Annotated in this window: 16 protein-coding genes; 5 read left to right on the top strand and 11 right to left on the bottom strand. The window is 62.9% G+C overall.

What is annotated here, in order from left to right:
• Positions 1-210: 210 nt before the first annotated feature.
• Together V1273_RS02865 and maiA are read right to left on the bottom strand one after the other, a co-directional pair.
• Positions 211-720: a MarR family winged helix-turn-helix transcriptional regulator gene (locus V1273_RS02865; RefSeq protein ID WP_334384017.1), complete on the bottom strand. Its 510-nt coding sequence runs from the start codon at positions 718-720 to the stop codon at positions 211-213.
• On the bottom strand, positions 710-1,342 hold the full coding sequence (gene maiA, locus V1273_RS02860) for a maleylacetoacetate isomerase (protein ID WP_334408653.1): 633 nt from the start codon (positions 1,340-1,342) through the stop codon (positions 710-712). The genes V1273_RS02865 and maiA overlap by 11 nt, the downstream gene beginning before the upstream one ends.
• Before the next feature lie 106 nt (positions 1,343-1,448).
• Between maiA and gtdA the strand changes: the two genes are divergently transcribed.
• On the top strand, positions 1,449-2,489 hold the full coding sequence (gene gtdA / locus V1273_RS02855; protein ID WP_334384019.1) for a gentisate 1,2-dioxygenase: 1,041 nt from the start codon (positions 1,449-1,451) through the stop codon (positions 2,487-2,489).
• A 230-nt stretch (positions 2,490-2,719) separates the two neighbouring features.
• On the opposite strand, the gene V1273_RS02850 is transcribed toward gtdA, so the two are convergent.
• The 4 genes from V1273_RS02850 to V1273_RS02835 form a co-directional block, all read right to left on the bottom strand.
• The gene (locus V1273_RS02850) at positions 2,720-3,547 is read right to left on the bottom strand and encodes an ABC transporter permease (protein ID WP_334408652.1); all 828 of its coding nucleotides are present in this window, start codon (positions 3,545-3,547) and stop codon (positions 2,720-2,722) included.
• A complete protein-coding gene (locus tag V1273_RS02845) occupies positions 3,540-4,313 on the bottom strand; it encodes an ABC transporter ATP-binding protein (RefSeq protein ID WP_334366159.1) in 774 nt (257 codons plus the stop codon). The genes V1273_RS02850 and V1273_RS02845 overlap by 8 nt, the downstream gene beginning before the upstream one ends.
• Positions 4,314-4,509: 196 nt before the next feature.
• Positions 4,510-5,514 carry an ABC transporter substrate-binding protein gene (locus tag V1273_RS02840; RefSeq protein ID WP_334408651.1) on the bottom strand — a complete coding sequence of 335 codons (1,005 nt, stop codon included), beginning with the start codon at positions 5,512-5,514 and terminating at the stop codon, positions 4,510-4,512.
• A gap of 192 nt (positions 5,515-5,706) precedes the next feature.
• Positions 5,707-7,071 (bottom strand): FAD-dependent oxidoreductase, encoded by a 1,365-nt coding sequence (locus tag V1273_RS02835; protein ID WP_334408650.1) that lies wholly within the window; start codon positions 7,069-7,071, stop codon positions 5,707-5,709.
• A gap of 228 nt (positions 7,072-7,299) precedes the next feature.
• Here V1273_RS02835 and V1273_RS02830 point away from each other — a divergent pair, with 228 nt between their 5' ends.
• Complete coding sequence (locus tag V1273_RS02830; protein WP_334408648.1) at positions 7,300-8,154, top strand: FRG domain-containing protein; 855 nt, start codon at positions 7,300-7,302, stop codon at positions 8,152-8,154.
• A 184-nt stretch (positions 8,155-8,338) separates the two neighbouring features.
• On the opposite strand, the gene V1273_RS02825 is transcribed toward V1273_RS02830, so the two are convergent.
• The 3 genes from V1273_RS02825 to V1273_RS02815 form a co-directional block, all read right to left on the bottom strand.
• On the bottom strand, positions 8,339-9,145 hold the full coding sequence (locus tag V1273_RS02825; RefSeq protein WP_334408647.1) for an aspartate dehydrogenase: 807 nt from the start codon (positions 9,143-9,145) through the stop codon (positions 8,339-8,341).
• Positions 9,146-9,943 carry an enoyl-CoA hydratase-related protein gene (locus V1273_RS02820; protein ID WP_334408646.1) on the bottom strand — a complete coding sequence of 266 codons (798 nt, stop codon included), beginning with the start codon at positions 9,941-9,943 and terminating at the stop codon, positions 9,146-9,148. It abuts the gene before it with no gap.
• A 76-nt stretch (positions 9,944-10,019) separates the two neighbouring features.
• Positions 10,020-11,345, bottom strand: a complete 1,326-nt coding sequence (locus tag V1273_RS02815) for a Spy/CpxP family protein refolding chaperone (protein ID WP_334366154.1) — start codon at positions 11,343-11,345, stop codon at positions 10,020-10,022.
• 192 nt (positions 11,346-11,537) lie between these two features.
• On the opposite strand from V1273_RS02815, the gene V1273_RS02810 reads away from it, so the two are divergent.
• Positions 11,538-12,512: a ketopantoate reductase family protein gene (locus V1273_RS02810; protein ID WP_334366153.1), complete on the top strand. Its 975-nt coding sequence runs from the start codon at positions 11,538-11,540 to the stop codon at positions 12,510-12,512.
• Between the two features lie 131 nt (positions 12,513-12,643).
• Complete coding sequence (locus V1273_RS02805; RefSeq protein WP_334384028.1) at positions 12,644-13,426, top strand: SDR family oxidoreductase; 783 nt, start codon at positions 12,644-12,646, stop codon at positions 13,424-13,426.
• Positions 13,427-13,518: 92 nt separating this feature from the next.
• Here the strand turns inward: V1273_RS02805 and V1273_RS02800 are convergent, their stop codons facing one another.
• A complete protein-coding gene (locus V1273_RS02800) occupies positions 13,519-14,277 on the bottom strand; it encodes an aspartate/glutamate racemase family protein (protein WP_334384029.1) in 759 nt (252 codons plus the stop codon).
• A 295-nt stretch (positions 14,278-14,572) separates the two neighbouring features.
• Here V1273_RS02800 and V1273_RS02795 point away from each other — a divergent pair, with 295 nt between their 5' ends.
• Complete coding sequence (locus tag V1273_RS02795; RefSeq protein WP_334368994.1) at positions 14,573-15,817, top strand: IS4 family transposase; 1,245 nt, start codon at positions 14,573-14,575, stop codon at positions 15,815-15,817.
• 130 nt (positions 15,818-15,947) lie between these two features.
• Here V1273_RS02795 and V1273_RS02790 read toward each other — a convergent pair whose 3' ends face one another.
• Positions 15,948-16,631, bottom strand: coding sequence for an alpha/beta hydrolase family protein (locus V1273_RS02790; protein WP_334408645.1), 684 nt, complete (start codon positions 16,629-16,631; stop codon positions 15,948-15,950).
• Positions 16,632-16,711 lie beyond the last annotated feature (80 nt).

Here is a 16,711-nt window from a genome sequence, read left to right as displayed (position 1 = left end):
GACAGCGGAGTTTTTGGCATCGACCGCCCGTCCCTTCGCAAACTCGACGTCGTCCCTGCGAACGCAGGGACCCATAACCACTGATATCAGTTGTGGCCTTAGGCTGCAGCCACAGCCTGCCTAACTCAAATATTTGTGGTTATGGGTCCCGGCTCAAGGCCGGGACGACGGCGGAGTTTTTGGCGCTGACACTCGATCCCTAACGCCCCTTCACCCCGCCTTCCCCAGATGCTCCAGCGCGTCCTCGGCGCGCAGCGGCACGCGCGAGGCTTCATTGTTGAGATCGACGAGTTGCGTTAACAGCGTCAGCAGGGTCTTGCGGTCCGCAGGCTTCAGCGGCTGCAGCATCCTGACCTGGGCGCGCTCGACCGACGGCATGATGTCGCGCAGCACGGCTGCGCCCGATTTCGAGAGATAGAGCAGCTTGACGCGCTTGTCCTCGCGCGAGGGCTTGCGCTCGATCAGCGCCTTGCTCTCCAGCCGCTCGATGACGTTACCGAGGGTCGAGCGGTCGAACGCGATCACCGCCGACAGCCGAGTGGCATCGATGCCCGGATGGGTGTGGATCGCGACCAGCGCCGCATATTGCACCGGCGTCAGGTCGAACGCGCTGCATTCCTCGACGAAGATAGAGACCGCGATCTGCTGCATCCGCCGGAACAGATAGCCGGGCGCGGTATAGACCGCGTCCATGGTGATGGGGGATGGCTTACTCGGCATCGGGCTGCCTGTCCGGTGCGGCATCGGTGAATGCCTTCATTTGCTTTGCCGCGGCTTCCGCCTCGAGCAGGCGGGAAAAGGCCGAAACCTCGACGCCGAAGCGCCGCGCATTGGCAAGCTGCGGCACTAGGCAGAGGTCTGCAACCGTCGGCGTGTCGCCGAAACAGAACGGCCCGTTCTTGCCCTTGATCAGGGTCTCGCAGGCAGCAAGGCCTTCGCGGTTGGCCCAAGCCGCCCACTCCGTCACCTTCTCTTCCGGCAGGCCGAGCTGGCGCAGGCGGGCCAGCACCTTCAAATTCTGCACCGGATGGATGTCGCAGGCGATCGCCAGCGCAAAGGCCCGCACCTTTGCGCGGCGCAGCGGATCCTTTGGCAATAGCGGCGGGTTGGGATGGGTCTCGTCCAGCCATTCGATGATGGCCAGCGACTGGGTCAGCACCGCGCTATCGTCGCCCTCCAGCGTCGGCACCAGCCCCTGCGGGTTGAGGGCGAGATAGTCCGGCGCAATCTGTTCGCCCTTGCGAAGGTGATGCGGCAGGTGCTCTGCCGTGAGCCCCTTGAGGTTGAGCGCGATCCTGACGCGATATGCCGCGCTGCTGCGGAAATAGCCATGCAGCTTCATCGGAACCTCCCTGATTCTTCTGGCCTGTACGGGTTTACCACATTGACGCTATCGATATTGTAAGTATACTGTCAATTTACACGATAAGAATGACGGGAGGCTTGCCATGGAAGCCGTGCAGAAGACGCCGGAACGCGAGGCGTTCTACAAGAAGATCGACGGCGACAATCTCTCCGCGCTGTGGAACGTGCTGGGCGATCTCGTCACGCCGGAGCCGCGCAGTGCCTGCCGGCCGCATCTCTGGAGATTCGATTCGATCCGCGACTACATGACCGAAGCAGGCCGACTGATCACCGCCAAGGAAGCCGAACGGCGGGTTCTGGTGCTGGAGAATCCGGGGCTGCGCGGCCAGTCCAAGGTCACGACCTCGCTGTTTGCCGGCGTGCAGATGGTGGTTCCGGGCGACGTCGCGCCCGCTCATCGGCATAGCCAGTCGGCCTTGCGCTTCGTGCTCGAAGGCAAGGGCGCCCATACCACCGTCGACGGCGAGCGCACGGCGATGGAGCCCGGCGATTTCATCATCACGCCGTCGATGACCTGGCACGATCATTCCAACGAGACGAGTGAGCCGATGTTCTGGCTCGACGGGCTCGATATCCCGATGGTGCAGTTCTTCGATGCTTCGTTTGCCGAGGGGTCAAACGAGGATCAGCAGAAGATCTCCAAGCCCGCCGGCGACAGCTTCGCGCGCTACGGCCACAATTTGCTGCCGGTCGACGAGAAGCGAAAATCCAAGACCTCGCCGATCTTCAACTATCCCTATAGCTACACCCGCGAGGCGCTGGAGCGCGCCAAGGCACGCGACGAATGGGACGCCTGCCACGGGCTGAAACTGAAATTCTCCAATCCCGAGACAGGCGATTTCGCGATGCCGACGATCGGCACCTTCATTCAGTTATTGCCGAAGGGTTTCAAGACCGCGCGCTACCGCTCCACCGATGCCACCGTGTTCGCCGCGATCGAAGGCAAGGGCCGCACCCGGATCGGCGACCAGACATTCGAATGGGGCGCGCGCGACCTGTTCGTGGTGCCGAGCTGGCACTGGGTCACGCACGAGGCGGACGTTGATTCAGTGCTGTTCTCTTTCTCCGACCGTCCGGTGCAGCAGAAGATCGACCTATTCCGCGAAGACCGCGGCAATGCGTGAGGTTGTCGTCGTCCCTGCGAACGCAGGGACCCATAACCACCGGCTTTCGTTGTTACGAAAAGCGTCTTGCTACGTCGCCACATTGAGAGATCACGCGGCGTATGGGTCCCTGCGTTCGCAGGGACGACGAGAAGAATCGTAGGGTGGGCAAAGGAGCGTAGCGACGTGCCCACCATCGGGCACTCCGCACGTGATGGTGGGCACGCTGCGCTTTGCTACAAATCCGTCCTCTACCGCCAGTGCAACAACCGCGCTTCCAGCACATTGATCGCCTTCCCCACCGCCAGCCCGAACAGCGACAGGATCACGACGCCGGCGAGGAGCTGATCGGTCTGCATCAGATTGCCGGCCTGCAGCACGAAGGCGCCGATGCCGAACTGCGCGCCGATCATTTCCGCACTCACTACCAAGAGCAGCGCCACCGACGCCGTAATGCGGAAACCCGCAAGAATCGAGGGCAGCGCGCCGGGCCAGATCACTCTGATGACGATGGCATGGAACGGCACGTTAAAACTCTGCGCCATTCGGATCAGGTTGCGCGGCACCGCGTCGACGCCGCTATACACCGAAATCGCCGTGGAGAAGAACACACCCAACGCAATGGTCGCGATCTTCGGCTCTTCGCCGATCCCAAGCCAGAGGATCAGGAGCGGCAGCAGCGCGATCTTCGGGATCGGAAACAGCGCGGAGATGAAGGTAATGCCGACGCCGCGCGCCAGCGTCGAGAGGCCGATTGCAAAACCGACGATCACGCCGGCCACCGTGCCGATCAGCCAGCCTGAGCCGATGCGAACGACCGAAGCGGAAACGTGCTGCCAGAGTGCACCACTGACGGCGAGCTTGTAGATCGCGACCGCAATCGCCGATGGCGCCGGCAGGAACAGCGGATTGACCCAGCCGGCGCTGCCGGCGAGTTGCCAGAACGCGATCACCAGCGCCAGCGCGATCCACCCGGAGGCGCGGCCACCGCCCGGCATAAAACCCGCACCGCGGAAGGCGACCGGCCGCGGAACGCTCCCGTCCTGCTGGATATCCTGCGAGGGCGCGCGCTCAAGCATCTTGAACCTCGCGCTCGGCGTCGATCGCCTCCTCGCGGATCAGCGACCACAACTGGTTCTGCAACGTCAGCAGTTTGCCGCGGGCATCGATGCCGCCGCGTTCGGCACGCGTCATCGGAATGCTCACGACCTCGCGCACGCGGCCGGGCCGGCGCGACAGCACGACCACGCGGTCGGCGAGCCGCACCGCCTCTTCCAGATTATGCGTAATGTAGACCGCGCCCATCGCGCCGTCGGCGAGCAGGCGGACAAAATCCTCCATCAGCAATTCGCGGGTCTGAGAATCCAGCGCCGACAGCGGCTCGTCCATCAGAAGAATCGCCGGCCGCACCGCAAGCGCCCGCGCGATGCCGACGCGCTGGCGCATGCCGCCGGACAATTGCTTCGGATAGGCGCCGCGAAAATCAGACAGGCCGGTGCGGCGCAGCGCATCATCGACGACGGCCTGACGCGCGGCGGCATCGAGCGCGGTATGAACCAGCGGAAACGCGACATTCGCTTCCACCGTGCACCACGGCAGCAGCGCAAAATCCTGGAACACGAAGGTCAGCGGATTGAAACTGTTCTCCGGTGGCGCGCCGCGCAGCTCTGCCCGCCCCTCGCTCGGCCGCAACAGCCCGCCCAGGATCGACAGCAGCGTGCTCTTGCCACAGCCGGAAGGCCCGACGACCGCAACCACCTCGCCGGAGGCGACGGTGAAGGAGACGTCATCGAGCACGTCGAGGCCGCCGAATCGGTGACTGATATGGTCGGCGATCAGGTCCATGTGGTTCCGAACTCGTTACTTGCTCCGTCATTGCGAGGAGTCACCGGGTCCGGCCTCCGGCCGGCCCGATGATAAACTCCGCGACGACTTGTCCGCCGTAGCTCGAAGAGCGAAGGCGGAAGCAATCCATCTATCCCCGTGCCGAAGCATGGATTGCTTGGCTTCGCTCGCAATGACGGAACTGGCGTAACTTGCATCAATCCGCCTTCACATATTCCTTCGCGATGATCGCATCCGCGGCAAAACCCTTGTCGACAAAGCCCTGCTCCTGCAGCCACGCGATCTGGTTATCGACGTTCTTGACGTCGAGCTTGCCGTCGGGATCGACATAGGCGCAATTGCCGACCACCTGCTCGACCGGCAGATTGGTGTATTTGGCGATGATCTCGAGCAGCGGCTTTGTCTTGTCGTTGATCTCGGCCTTGCCGTCCTTCACGGAAGCCAGGATCACGTCGTGATACTCGCGGTCGGCTCGCACCAGCGCGCCCAAAAGCTTCGTCACCAGCGCCTTGTTGGCAAGCGTCTTCGGTGAAGCAAACACCGCGCCTAACTGCCACGGCGTCTCGTCGCCGACCCAACCAAGAAACTTGGCGCCACCGGAATCCACCAGCGCCCGTGCGGTCGAGATCGGCAGCAAGGCCGCATCGACGGTTTCGCCCTTCAGCGCCGCGGCGGCATTGGACAGCGACTGCAGCGGCATCACCTTCACGTCCGCAAGCTTGAAGCCGTATTTGTCGGCGAGCAGCCCCAGCGAATAGTGAAAGCTGGAGCCGACCTGCGTCACCGCGATCCGCTTGCCGGCGAGATCCTTCGGCGTCTTCAGCCCCGCCGCATAGGCGTTGTTGCTGGCGAAATAGCCGATCAGCGGATAGCCGGCCTTCTCGCGGCTCATGCCGCCGATCACCTTCAGCGTGCCCTTGCCGGCGAGATTGTAGAGCCCGGCGGTGAAAGCCGTGATGCCGAAATCGACGTCGCCGGAGGTGGTCGCCACCGCGATCGGCTGCGCCGCATCAAAGAATTTCAGCTCGATGTCGAGCCCGGCCTCGCGGAAATAGCCCTTGTCCTGCGCGATGAACACCGGCGCCGAGGATGACAGCCGCAGCACGCCAACTTTTGCCTTGAGCGCATCATCGGCCCGTGCCATCCCGCCCGCCGCCATCGCCAACAGGCCCGCCAGCGCGAGCCGCGCAAACTTCATCATCCGGTTTCCTCCACGTCTTGTTATTCGCATGCTATCCACTCGGGTCGTCCCTGCGAACGCAGGGACCCATAACCACAGGACTGGGAAATAGCAAAAGCCGTCTGCCCAATCGCCCAAAAGAAGGGCCGCGGCGTATGGGTCCCTGCTTTCGCAGGGACGACAGAAAAGATTCATCCTCCGGAGTGCATCGCTTCATAATCCCTCGGGCACCGCCTGATTCCGTCCGATGAACGCACCGTGTTGTTTCAACGTTTGTTGCAACTTTTCAACGGCAATGTCGCGCGGAATCGTATTTCCGGACAGCGCCAATACCGCTGCGAGACCGGCCGCCTCCCCCATCGCAAAGCAGGCGCCGGAGACGCGTGCCGCCGATTGGCCCTCATGGGTCATCGAGGCGCAGCGCCCGGCCATCAGCAGATTGTCGATGCCTTCAGGCACCAGCATGCGATACGGCAATTCGTTGAAGCCGCGCGATTCCGGGATCGGCGGAAACTTGAAGACGACGTCGCCGGCGACATGCTGCTCCATCGGCCAGCCATTGACGCCGACGGAATCCTTGAACGAGGCGCAGCCGAGCACATCCTCGCCCGACAGCATATAGCCGCCGACCACCCGGCGCGTCTCGCGGATGCCGAGCTGCGGCGGCAGGTCGACGATGTAGGATTTTTCGAAGCCGGGCACGGTGCGCAGGAATTCGAACGCCTGCACGGCCTGACGGCGGCCTTCTATCTCGCCGCGTGTCATCTGATCAGGATCGATGCCGCTGACTGCGCTGCCATCCTCGCGCGCAAGCTGGGTGAAATTGACCCGCCATTCGATCGCCGAACGCTGCGGCCGGACGATCGCGGACTTGCGCGGAAAACGATGCGTGCCCGCGGCTTCGGCCTTTTCCATCAGCGCCGGAATCGTCCGCCACGCCTCGCCCGCCCTTTCGGGATCGATGCCGTTGAGGCGCAGCATCATCGATGGGTAAAGCATGCTGCCGGCATTGTCGCCGACTTCGAAGGGTGCGCCCGCCCAGGCCGCGAGATCGCCGTCACCTGAGCAATCGATGAATATGCCGGCGCGTACCGCCTGACGCCCCGCCTTGGTTTCCACCATCAGCGCGTGGATGCGCTTCTCATCATCCATCACCACACCGGCGCCAAGTGCGTGAAAGAGGATACTGACCTTGTGCGCGGCCAATAGATCGTCGGCCGCGATCTTGTAGGCAGCGGTGTCATAGGCCTGCGCGAAAATCTTGCCGAGGATAAGATGCGGCGCATTGAGCCCATCGAGCCGGTCGATCCGCGCCAGCAGATCGGACGCAATCCCCTGCACCACCCGGCGCATCTCGCCATGCACGTTGGCATGCAGTCCGCAAAAATTGGTCACGCCGGCGGCGGTGCCCATGCCGCCGAGAAAGCCGTAGCGTTCGATCAGAAGCGTGCGGCGGCCTGCGCGCGCAGCGGCCACAGCGGCCGCGATGCCGGCGGGCCCGCCACCGAGGACGGCAACATCATATTCGCCATAGAGCGGAATCTGGCGTGCGGGTTCCGTGATGGTTTTCTTGGGCAAGTTCAGTATCCTAGATCATATGCGGGCACATCATGATCCGAGCGCGGAGATTTAGCCACCCGGTCCACAGGACGCCCTCCATCGAAGATTGTGTATCAGCACGTCTTCTATCGTGATGTCGAGCTGGCTAATATTAGTTAGTATCAGCCGCTGTTCACCGCCGCGGGACGCGTGATTGGAACCAAATTTTGACGACTAATGCTTTTCTCTTGAAGACTTGGGGGAGAGATGGCGAACTTATTGGGAAACATCTCAATCAGAAATGCAGAGATTGCAAAAGATCCTCACGGGCAAGAAGTACTGCACGTTCGAGATCCCCATGCATTGATACAAGCTGCTGGATACCTAAAGTTCACGAGAGGCAAGAAGAACGAAGCTATCTATTTTCGCGGTCAATCGGAAACGTATTCAACTCTAACTCCCTCATTGTTTCGCGGTATCGGTCCCAATCAATCGGCTCAATCAAAACGAGTTATGGAACAAAATCGCTTCATAGCGGAGATTGTCGGCAAAGCAGACATTTTTTCAAGATTCCCTCAGTTTGCTCATGAGCCGCTACTACAGCACTACGGGCTTTCGACTACATGGATCGACTTGGTTGACAACATTTGGGTTGCGCTTTGGTTTGCTTCTCATGAGGCCCACGTATCCGGCAAGCAGTCGCAGTACTTACATTTTGAAAAGCGGATGCCGGCAACCGACCATGAATTTGCGTACATCCTGCTTGTCGCGGCCGACTCGTCCCAAGCTGGCCCTCCAGGGTTGTTTAAAGGTACAGAGACTGAGCTCGTTGATCTTCGCGTTGCCTGTCCGTCGATCTTTTTAAGACCTCACGCGCAGCATGGGGTCTTGTTTCGAAGAAGAGGCAAGGGAAATCTTCGACCAACAGATTATTCAGATCAAATACGAGGGGTAATTCGAATGAGGCTATCTGACGCTCTTTCATGGTTGGGCGAAGCGAAGACTCTGGGCATACATACTCTGTTCCCTCCCCCCTATTATGATCAAGGCTATAAGATTCTTCTCGATGGAAGATTTGAGAACAGCCGCAAAGTTGGATCGATACTTATCGTTGGCGCCTAAACACGATCAAATTCGTTCGATCCACTTCTATACACACGCTTGGATGAGGGAGCGCTTCTCGCCGTCTAGTGTTTGAGCGAATGCATCTGCACGGCTGGCATAGCCATCGTTGTAGACCCTGCCCTCAAACGAGTTATCCCCGTTGGATGGCTTGCAACTCGCCTATCTCTCCTGATGAAAATGCTCAGGTTCCGACCTGCAGCGGCGAAGTCAGCTTGCGCAGCGCCGCGATTACCGAGAGCGCGGTGATGCGGCCGGTCTTCGGATTTTCCGAGGGAATGTTCTCGATCGACATCGTGAACGAGGCCGAGTCGGATTCGACCCTGATCTGATGGCAATTTCGCGTCACCGCTGGATCGGCCCAGATTTCGATCGTGGTGCGGTCGGGCCCGATGCCGGCCAGCGACAAGGCCGCCACCACGTTCACATTGGCGGGAAAGGCGGCAGCCGCATCGCGCGCCGAGCCCTTGAAGAGACACAGCGCGGATGTCAGGCCCTCCATGGAGATCCCGTTCTCGACGAGATAAGGCGCGCCAGCGAGACCTCGGGGCGGCTTGCGCGTGACCATCTGCACCGAATGGATGGTTTCTTCGGCGGCGGCCGAAACCGCATCAAATCCGATCAAGGCGCCGGTCGGCACGATGATCTGCCCGCCGTGCGCGCGGGCCAGATCGACGAGATCGGGTCGCGGCAACAGCGCGCTGGCGCTCAGCACCATCACCTGCTTGCCAGCGGTGAGCATCGGCCGGCAGATCTGGTCGAGAATTTCAGCCGGCGCGCATTCGACAACGAGGTCGGCATGGTCAGGCAACTCATCGAGCGAAATCAGCGGGCAGGAAATGCCTTCGCGATCGAGCCACGCTTGCGCCTTGGTGCGATCCCTGGTCGCGATTGCCGCCAGCGAGAGGCCCGGCAACCCGTCCGCCAGCTTGCGCGCGACGGTTCGACCGATCTCGCCCAGTCCGGCAATGGCGATGCGCTTGGATGGCATTTACCCGGCCCCCCAATTCGCCGCCCGCTTCTCCGCAAACGACGCGAGCCCCTCCGACGCCTCCGCCGTCTGGCGCCGCGCCGAATGCATTTTCACCAGCCGCGCGTAGGCCTCGTCGTCGACGCCCATGCCGCCGAACGAGCTCTCCATCGCCAGCCGCTTGGTTTCCGCCAGCGCTTCGGGACCGTTGGCGAGCAGTTGCTCGACGACCTTCGCGCCTGCCATTTCCAGCTCCGCCAGCGGCACCACCTCATGCACCAGCCCGATGCGGCGGGCCTCTTCCGCGCCGAACCGTTCGCCGGTCAGCGCATAGCGGCGGACCTGGCGGACGCCGATGGCGTCGCAGAGTTGCGGAATGATGATTGCGGCGGTGAGGCCCCAGCGCACTTCGGTGATCGAGAACAGCGCATTGTCGGCGGCGATCACAACGTCGCAGGCCGAGATCACGCCGGTGCCGCCACCGAAACAGCCGCCCTGCACCAGCGCGACCGTCGGGATCGGCAGCGTATTCAACCGCTGCACGGCCTCGAACGTCGCGCGCGACACGGCCTCGTTCTCATCAGCCGATTTCGGCCGCACGCCGTTGATCCATTTCAGGTCTGCGCCGGCCTGGAAATGCTTGCCATTGCCCTTGAGCACGACGACGCGAAGGTTTTGCTTCTTGCCGAGATCGTCCATCGCCGCGAGCACGCCGCCGATCAATCCACCATCATAGGCGTTGTTCACCTCGGGGCGATTGAGCGTGACCGTTGCGACGCCGCGCGCGTCGAGATTCCATAGAACCGGATTGGCAGTCATTCGGCGGCCCTCTGTTCGGCATGTCGTTTATGCCGAACCATAGGCCGGGACCGCAGCCGTTGTCACCGCCGACGATCTATCGGCGGCTACGCCGCTGCATCATGTCAGCCCTGTCGGCAAAGGACGTCCGCCGCGGTCCGATCGCCTCGAACTGGGCTTTCTGCTCGTCGTTCAAGGTCACATAGAAATCATCGAGCGCGGTGCGCACCTGCTTGACCGCCTGCAGCATCACATCGAGCCGCTTGCCGGCCGCCGCAAGCCGCGCCGACGGCGTGGCCCCATCCTCGGGCCGGCACGATGCGCTCAGCATCTCGCTGGCTTTGGTGTTTGCATTCTGCAGGGCTGTAAGGCCCGTGCGTTGCACGTCGGTCGGGCGCAGCCGTGCCTCGACTTCCTCGGTCGGCCATCTCAAGCCCGAGGATTGTGTGATGTCGCAGGCTCGCGCAAACGATCTTCTGCCGCGCCGTTCGGCTTTTCGTTCCTGCTCCTCAGCGACCGCATTCAGCCGCGCTTTCTGCTCGTCATTCAGAAGATCATAGAACTTGTCGAGCGCCGGCTGCACGGTCGCGACGCCCGCGATCATCGCCTCGAGGCGCTGCTGCATCGAGGCGAGCCGGCCAGCGGCTGTCAGCGATATCGAAGTCGGGCACGCCGCCTTGATCTTTTGCGCCGATGTCACCGACGCATTGGCGAGATCGTCGAGCGCCACGCGTTGGGTCTCGGTGGGCTCGATCACCTGTGCGATCAGGTCGATCGGCAGGCCGGCGATTTCGCGGCTGTCGTCACCGCAGAATTGCGCCAGCCGGTCGTCACCAGGAGAGGCACGCGGCGGCAAATAGCCGGCCAAGCCTTCGTAGTCATAAGGTCCGAAGAGGCCGGCATAGATGTCGTCATAGCCATAGTACCAGAACGGCGCGCCGACGCCCGGTCCCCACAGCGTATAGTCGTAGATATCGTTGTAGGCGAACGGCCAGAACAGTGGCCCGACCCAGCCATATCCGCCATTGCCGTGCTGCCACCAGCCACCGCCCCGCGGCCGGCCATATTGCCAACCTGCCAGCGCCGCGCCCGCGGTCAGGCTGGCGCGGGCGGCGGGATTTCTAAGGACGGCAGTGCTGCGAGCGAGCGCACGCGCGTTCATCGCGCGGCCGCCGGCCGCGGCGCGGTTGATGCGAGGAGCGTGGAACGAGCGGAAGCGCGCCGCTCTGCCGTGAAAATGGCCGCCGCCATGATGGCGCGCCCCGAAATGTTTGTGGCCATGACCGCCGCCATGATGTCCATGCCCGCCACCACGACCGCCGCCGTGTCCGCCGCCATGGCCGCCTTTCGCGACGGCATATCCGGCCGCCGACAGCGCGGTCGCGAGAACAATGACGGCAATTCCCAGCCCGAGTTTTGACATGGCACGCCCCACCATCGTTGCATCACGAACCCTAAAGCGCGTTGATGAACGCCAGCGGAACAGCAAAGTTCCCTCTGGCCGGGGCCGCGCGATCGCGCAACCCACCCTGTCGAACCGAGCCGGTTGCGCCCGAACAAGGCTTGTGAAAACTAGCAACGGCACTCCTTCCCCTCGCAGCAGGATTTTCCATCCATGCGGATTTGCGTTTTCGGTGCGGGCGCCGTCGGCAGCCATTTTGCGGTGCGGCTCGCACTAGCAGGACATGACGTTTCCTGCGTGATGCGGGGAGCGCACCTGGATGCCGTGAAAGCCAGCGGGCTGACGCTGCGGGTTGGAGATGGCGAGTTCAAGGCGAAGGTCAGCGCATCCAGCGATCCAGCCGCGCTGGGCCGGCAGGACGTCGTGATTTGCACGTTGAAGGCGACAGGCCTCTCCAGCCTCGCCGCTGGGCTGCAGCCGCTGCTCGGCAATGACACCGCCGTGGTGTTCGCGCAGAACGGCATTCCCTGGTGGTACGACATCGGGCTCTCGCCAAGCCATCCGCCGGTGCCGGATCTGGCCTTCCTCGATCCCGGCGGACGCCTGCGTGCGGCGATCCCCAGAGAGCGCATCGTTGGCGGCGTGGTGTTTTCATCGAATGAAGTCATCGCGCCGGGCGTGGTCGCGAACCTGTCGCCCGAGCGCAACCGGCTCTTGATCGGCGAGTGCGACGACCGCGCCAGCGAGCGCGTCGCGAAGCTGCGCGCAGCGCTGAACGCAGCTTCGATCGACTCGCCCGAGGTCACGCAGATCAGGGAAACGATCTGGTCCAAACTCCTGACCAACATGTCGATGTCGGTGCTGTGTTTGCTGACCGGGCAGACTGCGCGCGCCGTACGCGACGATCCTGATCTCGCCGACATCGTGCCGCGCCTGCTCGACGAGGCCAACAGCGTGGCGCAAAGCTGCTTTCCACAAGTCAAGCGCGTGACGCGCTCCGGGCCCGCGCCCGACCACAAGCCGTCGATCCTGCAGGATTACGAACTCGGCCGCGCCATGGAGATCGACGTTTTGGTCCGCGCGCCCGCCGCCTTCGCCCGCGCCGCCGGACTTTCGACACCGATGCTCGACATGATGGCCGCGCTGGCGATCCGACAGGCGCGCGACAAGGGGCTGTATGCAAGGTAGGCAATGAGATCCGAGCGTCATTGCGAGCGAAGCGAAGCAATCCATCGCGCCGCAAGCGGAGAAGTGGATTGCTTCGTCGCTTGCGCTCCTCGCAATGACGGTGGGTCGAATCAAGAAGTGGAAACCGCATCATGCATGTCAAAGACAAGGTCTGCGTCGTCACGGGAGCCGCGAGCGGCATCGGCGAGGCGGTGGCGCGCGCCTATGCGGAGGCCGGCGCGCGTGGCGTCGTCGTCGCCGACCTCAAAACCTCGCGCGAGAAGCTCGCCAAGGTCGCGGGCGACATCGACGGGCTGCCGATCACGGCCGACGTCGGGCTGGAGGAAGACATCAAGGCACTGATCGCGGCGGCCGAAGACAAGTATGGCCCGGTCGACGTGTTCTTCTCCAATGCCGGGCTCTCGCGCAAGGGCCAGGAGACCGCGCCTGACGCCGATTGGGAGGTGAGCTGGCGCGTCCATGTCATGAGCCATGTGTTCGCGGCCCGCGCGCTGGTGCCCGGCATGCTCGCACGCGGCTCCGGCTATCTCCTCAACACCGCGTCCGCCGCGGGCCTCTTGGCGTCGCTGAACTCGATGCCTTACGGCGTGACCAAGAACGCCGCGGTGGCGCTCGCCGAGCATCTCGCCATTCAGTACGGCGACCGCGGCATCTGCGTTTCCGTGCTCTGTCCGCAATCGGTGCAGACCGGAATGACAACGCCCGGCCCCAGCGCCGCGCGGATCGACGGCGTGCTGCAGCCGCCGGAGGTGGCACGCATGGTAATCGAGGCGATGGCGGAAGAACGTTTTCTCATCCTGTCGCACCCGCAAGTCGCCGAATACATCCAGCGCAAGGCCTCCAACCGCGACCGCTGGCTCGCCGGCATGCGCCGACTACGCGACAAGATCTACGGCGCGCCGGCTTCCGCATAATCACCGTCATTGCGAGGAGCCACCGGGTCGCGCGAATGCGCGCCCGATGACAGGCTCCGCGACGAAGCAATCCATCTATCCCCGCGCCCGCGCTATGGATTGCTTCGCTTCGCTCGCAATGACGGATCAGGCGGCGCGAACTGTTCCAATAGTCCCGTGTAGCTCTTCGCGCCCGGCGACGCATAGGAGCCCCGCCGGGAGGTCGAGAGCTTCAAACCAGCCAGCGCCTCGGCCTGCTTCACCGCGGCTGCCACACCGTCGACGACGGGGACGCCGAATTTCCGCGACAGTTTTTGCGCGAGATCGGCCATGCCCGCACAGCCGAGCACGACCGCCTCCGCGCGCTTCTCCAGCGCACGGGCAATCTCGGCTTCAAGCTTGGCTTCCGCGCCGGACCCCGGCTTTTCGAGATCGAGCACCGCGACGTCGCAAGCGGTGACCTGCACCCTCTCCGCAAAACCATAGCGGCGCACCAGCTCTTCGAGCGGCACGATCGAGCGCGGCAGCGTGGTGACGATCGCGATGCGTTTTGCGATTTGGCCAGCCGTCACCAGCGCCGCCTCGCAAATGCCTACCACGGGAAAGGGCGCGGCGGTGCGGGCCGCATCGAGCCCGGTGTCGTCGAAACAGGCGATGATACCAGCGTCAGCATCCGGTGCATTCACCAGCGCCTGGATCAGGCCGGGCACGGCAAACGCCTCGTCGTAATAGCCTTCGATCGAGACCGGCCCCATCGCCGAGGTCACGGCGGATATTTCGGTGCCTGCTGCGGCGACAGCGCGCGCTGCGGCGCCGATCGTTTCCGTCATCGAGGTAGTCGTGTTCGGGTTGACGATCAGGATTTTTGTCATGGTCGCATCGTAGTCAAGATGGCCCGCGGCGCAACTCTCTCCCCGGTCGTCCCTGCGAACGCACTAGGGCATCTACACGTCTTGGGGACGCGACAGATTGACTCGGGGCGGCATGATGTGCGTTCGCCGCAGCGTTTTGTATGATTCTCTCTCTGGCGCTTTGATTCGAAGGAGCGCCAGAGATGCAGCAGGAACCGGATTTGTCCCTGGGTAAGTTTGGAGACGTTCGCCTCGATAAAAGGGGGCGGCGCTTCTCCGGGCTATGCTTTGCACGCGCAGTGTCTGTTTGCGCCAGATGGCGCAGGGCAACTGGGCCGCGAACATGGCGTTCTGGCGGTTTGTGAACAATCCGCAAGTCACGATCGACAAGCTGATTGAAGGCTGGAGCCTGCAGACGTCGATGGCGGTCAGCGGGCGTCATGTGCTGTCGATCCAGGACACCAGCGAGATCAACTTCCACACTCGTCCGGGACATCGGCGCGACTTGGGCAAGGTCGGCAAAGGCAATGCTCGCGGCGTGCTGCTGCATGCCATGATGGCGGTCGATGCCGATAGCGGGGTCTGTCTCGGGCTCACCGGCGGTGAGGTGTGGACGCGCAAGCGCAAGGCCAGGATCGCTCACGAGAAGCGCGCCTTGGCCGACAAGGAATCGGCGCGCTGGGTGACGACGGCTAAGCAAGGCTGCGAGGTTCTGGTCGCTGCTCGTATGATCACCGTCGTCAACGACCGCGAGGGGGATTTCTTTGCTCACTGGTCGCTGACACCCGCTGACAATGTCCACCTCCTGTCGCGCGCCATGCACGACCATGCGCTGGTCGATGGCGGCACGCTTTATCAGGCGGTCGCGCGGGCCCGCTTCTGCGACAAGGCGGTGATCGATCTACCAAAGCGAATGGATCGCCACGGTCGCCAGGCCCACCTCTCCATGCGCCTGGGAACCGTTGTGCTCAAACGACCGCAGCGCCCCGGCGTGAAAGACCTGCCACAGGGCGTCAAAGTCAGCTTCGTGGAGGTCGTCGAGTTGCACCCCCCGAAGAGCGCCAAGCCCATTCATTGGTTGCTCCTGACCACTCATCCGGTCGTCACCGCCGCCGATGCCTGGCGGATCGTCTCCTGGTACAAGCAGCGCTGGATCATCGAACAGCTCTTTCGCTCGCTGAAGAGCCAGGGTCTGCGCATCGAGGATAGTCAGCTCGACAGCGCTGAAGGCCTGATCAAACTCGTGGCGATCGCCACCAGAGTAGCATGTATCGTCATCCAGCTCGTTCAAGCCCGCAATGGCGGCGAACAATTGCAGGTCGAATTTGTGTTCACGCCGGACGAGATCGAAGCGCTCAAGGCCATCAACAAAACCCTGAAAGGCCGCACCGAGCTCCAGAAGAACCACCATCGCCCCAACACTGTCGCCTGGGCGGCATGGATCATCGCAAAGCTCGGCGGATGGACCGGTTACGCCTCTCATCGCCCACCTGGACCAATCACCTTCCACATGGGAATGGCTCGCTTCCAACTCCTCGTATATGGCCCGGCAAGCGTGTAGATGCCCTAGTGCGAACGCAGGGACCCATACGCCGCGGCCTGCGGAAGAGGCACAAGGAGAGACGGCTTCTTTCAACTACGTGCTCCAGTGGTTATGGGTCCCTGCGTTCGCAGGGACGACATCTGAAAGCTTAGCCGACAGCCCGATCCACCCATGTCGCAAAGGCGTCCAGCGCCTCGTCCATCACCTCGCGATCGTTCCGCCCCGAACTCTTCAGCACGTGGAAGGAATGATCGGCGCCATCAAGCAAATGCAGCGCTGCGCGCGATCCTAAGCCCTTCACGACCGGCTCGAGCAGACTCAATTCCGCCAGTGCATCGCGCGTGCCTTGTAAAAACAGCATCGGGATTGTGACGTCGGCGAGATGCCTGGCCCGCTCGCTGGAAGGCTTTCCGGCCGGATGCAGCGGAAAGCCGAGAAACACCAACCCGCGAACGCCCGGCAACGGCGAAAGCGCCTGTGCCTGCGACGTCATCCGCCCGCCGAACGATCGGCCGCCCGCGATCAGTGGCAGCGAGGCAAAGCGCTGTCCAGCTTCCGCCACGGCCGCTCGCACTGTTGCATGCGCAACCGCAGGCGGATCGGACCGCTTGCCGCCTTTTTCCATGTAGGCAAACTGATAGCGCAGCGACGCAATGCCGCGCTCGGCAAGGCCCGCGGCAACCGTCTCCATCGACCTGTGTGTCATGCCCGCGCCGGCCCCGTGCGCGAACACGTAACAGGCGCGGGGCTGTGGCGGCTGCACCACCAGGCCGGAAACCGCCTGATCGGAGCCGATCTCGATTCGTAAGCGTTCTGCCGCTTCTGCCGTCATGTGATCTGTCCGACACTTTTCTGCATGATGGAGACTCTATACTGGAAAACGCCCGGCGAAAGATAACCGGCGAGGACCGC

It is taken from the genome of Bradyrhizobium sp. AZCC 1721, from assembly GCF_036924715.1.
Taxonomy (GTDB): Bacteria; Pseudomonadota; Alphaproteobacteria; order Rhizobiales; family Xanthobacteraceae; genus Bradyrhizobium.
This window is presented reverse-complemented; position numbering and strand designations above follow the sequence as displayed.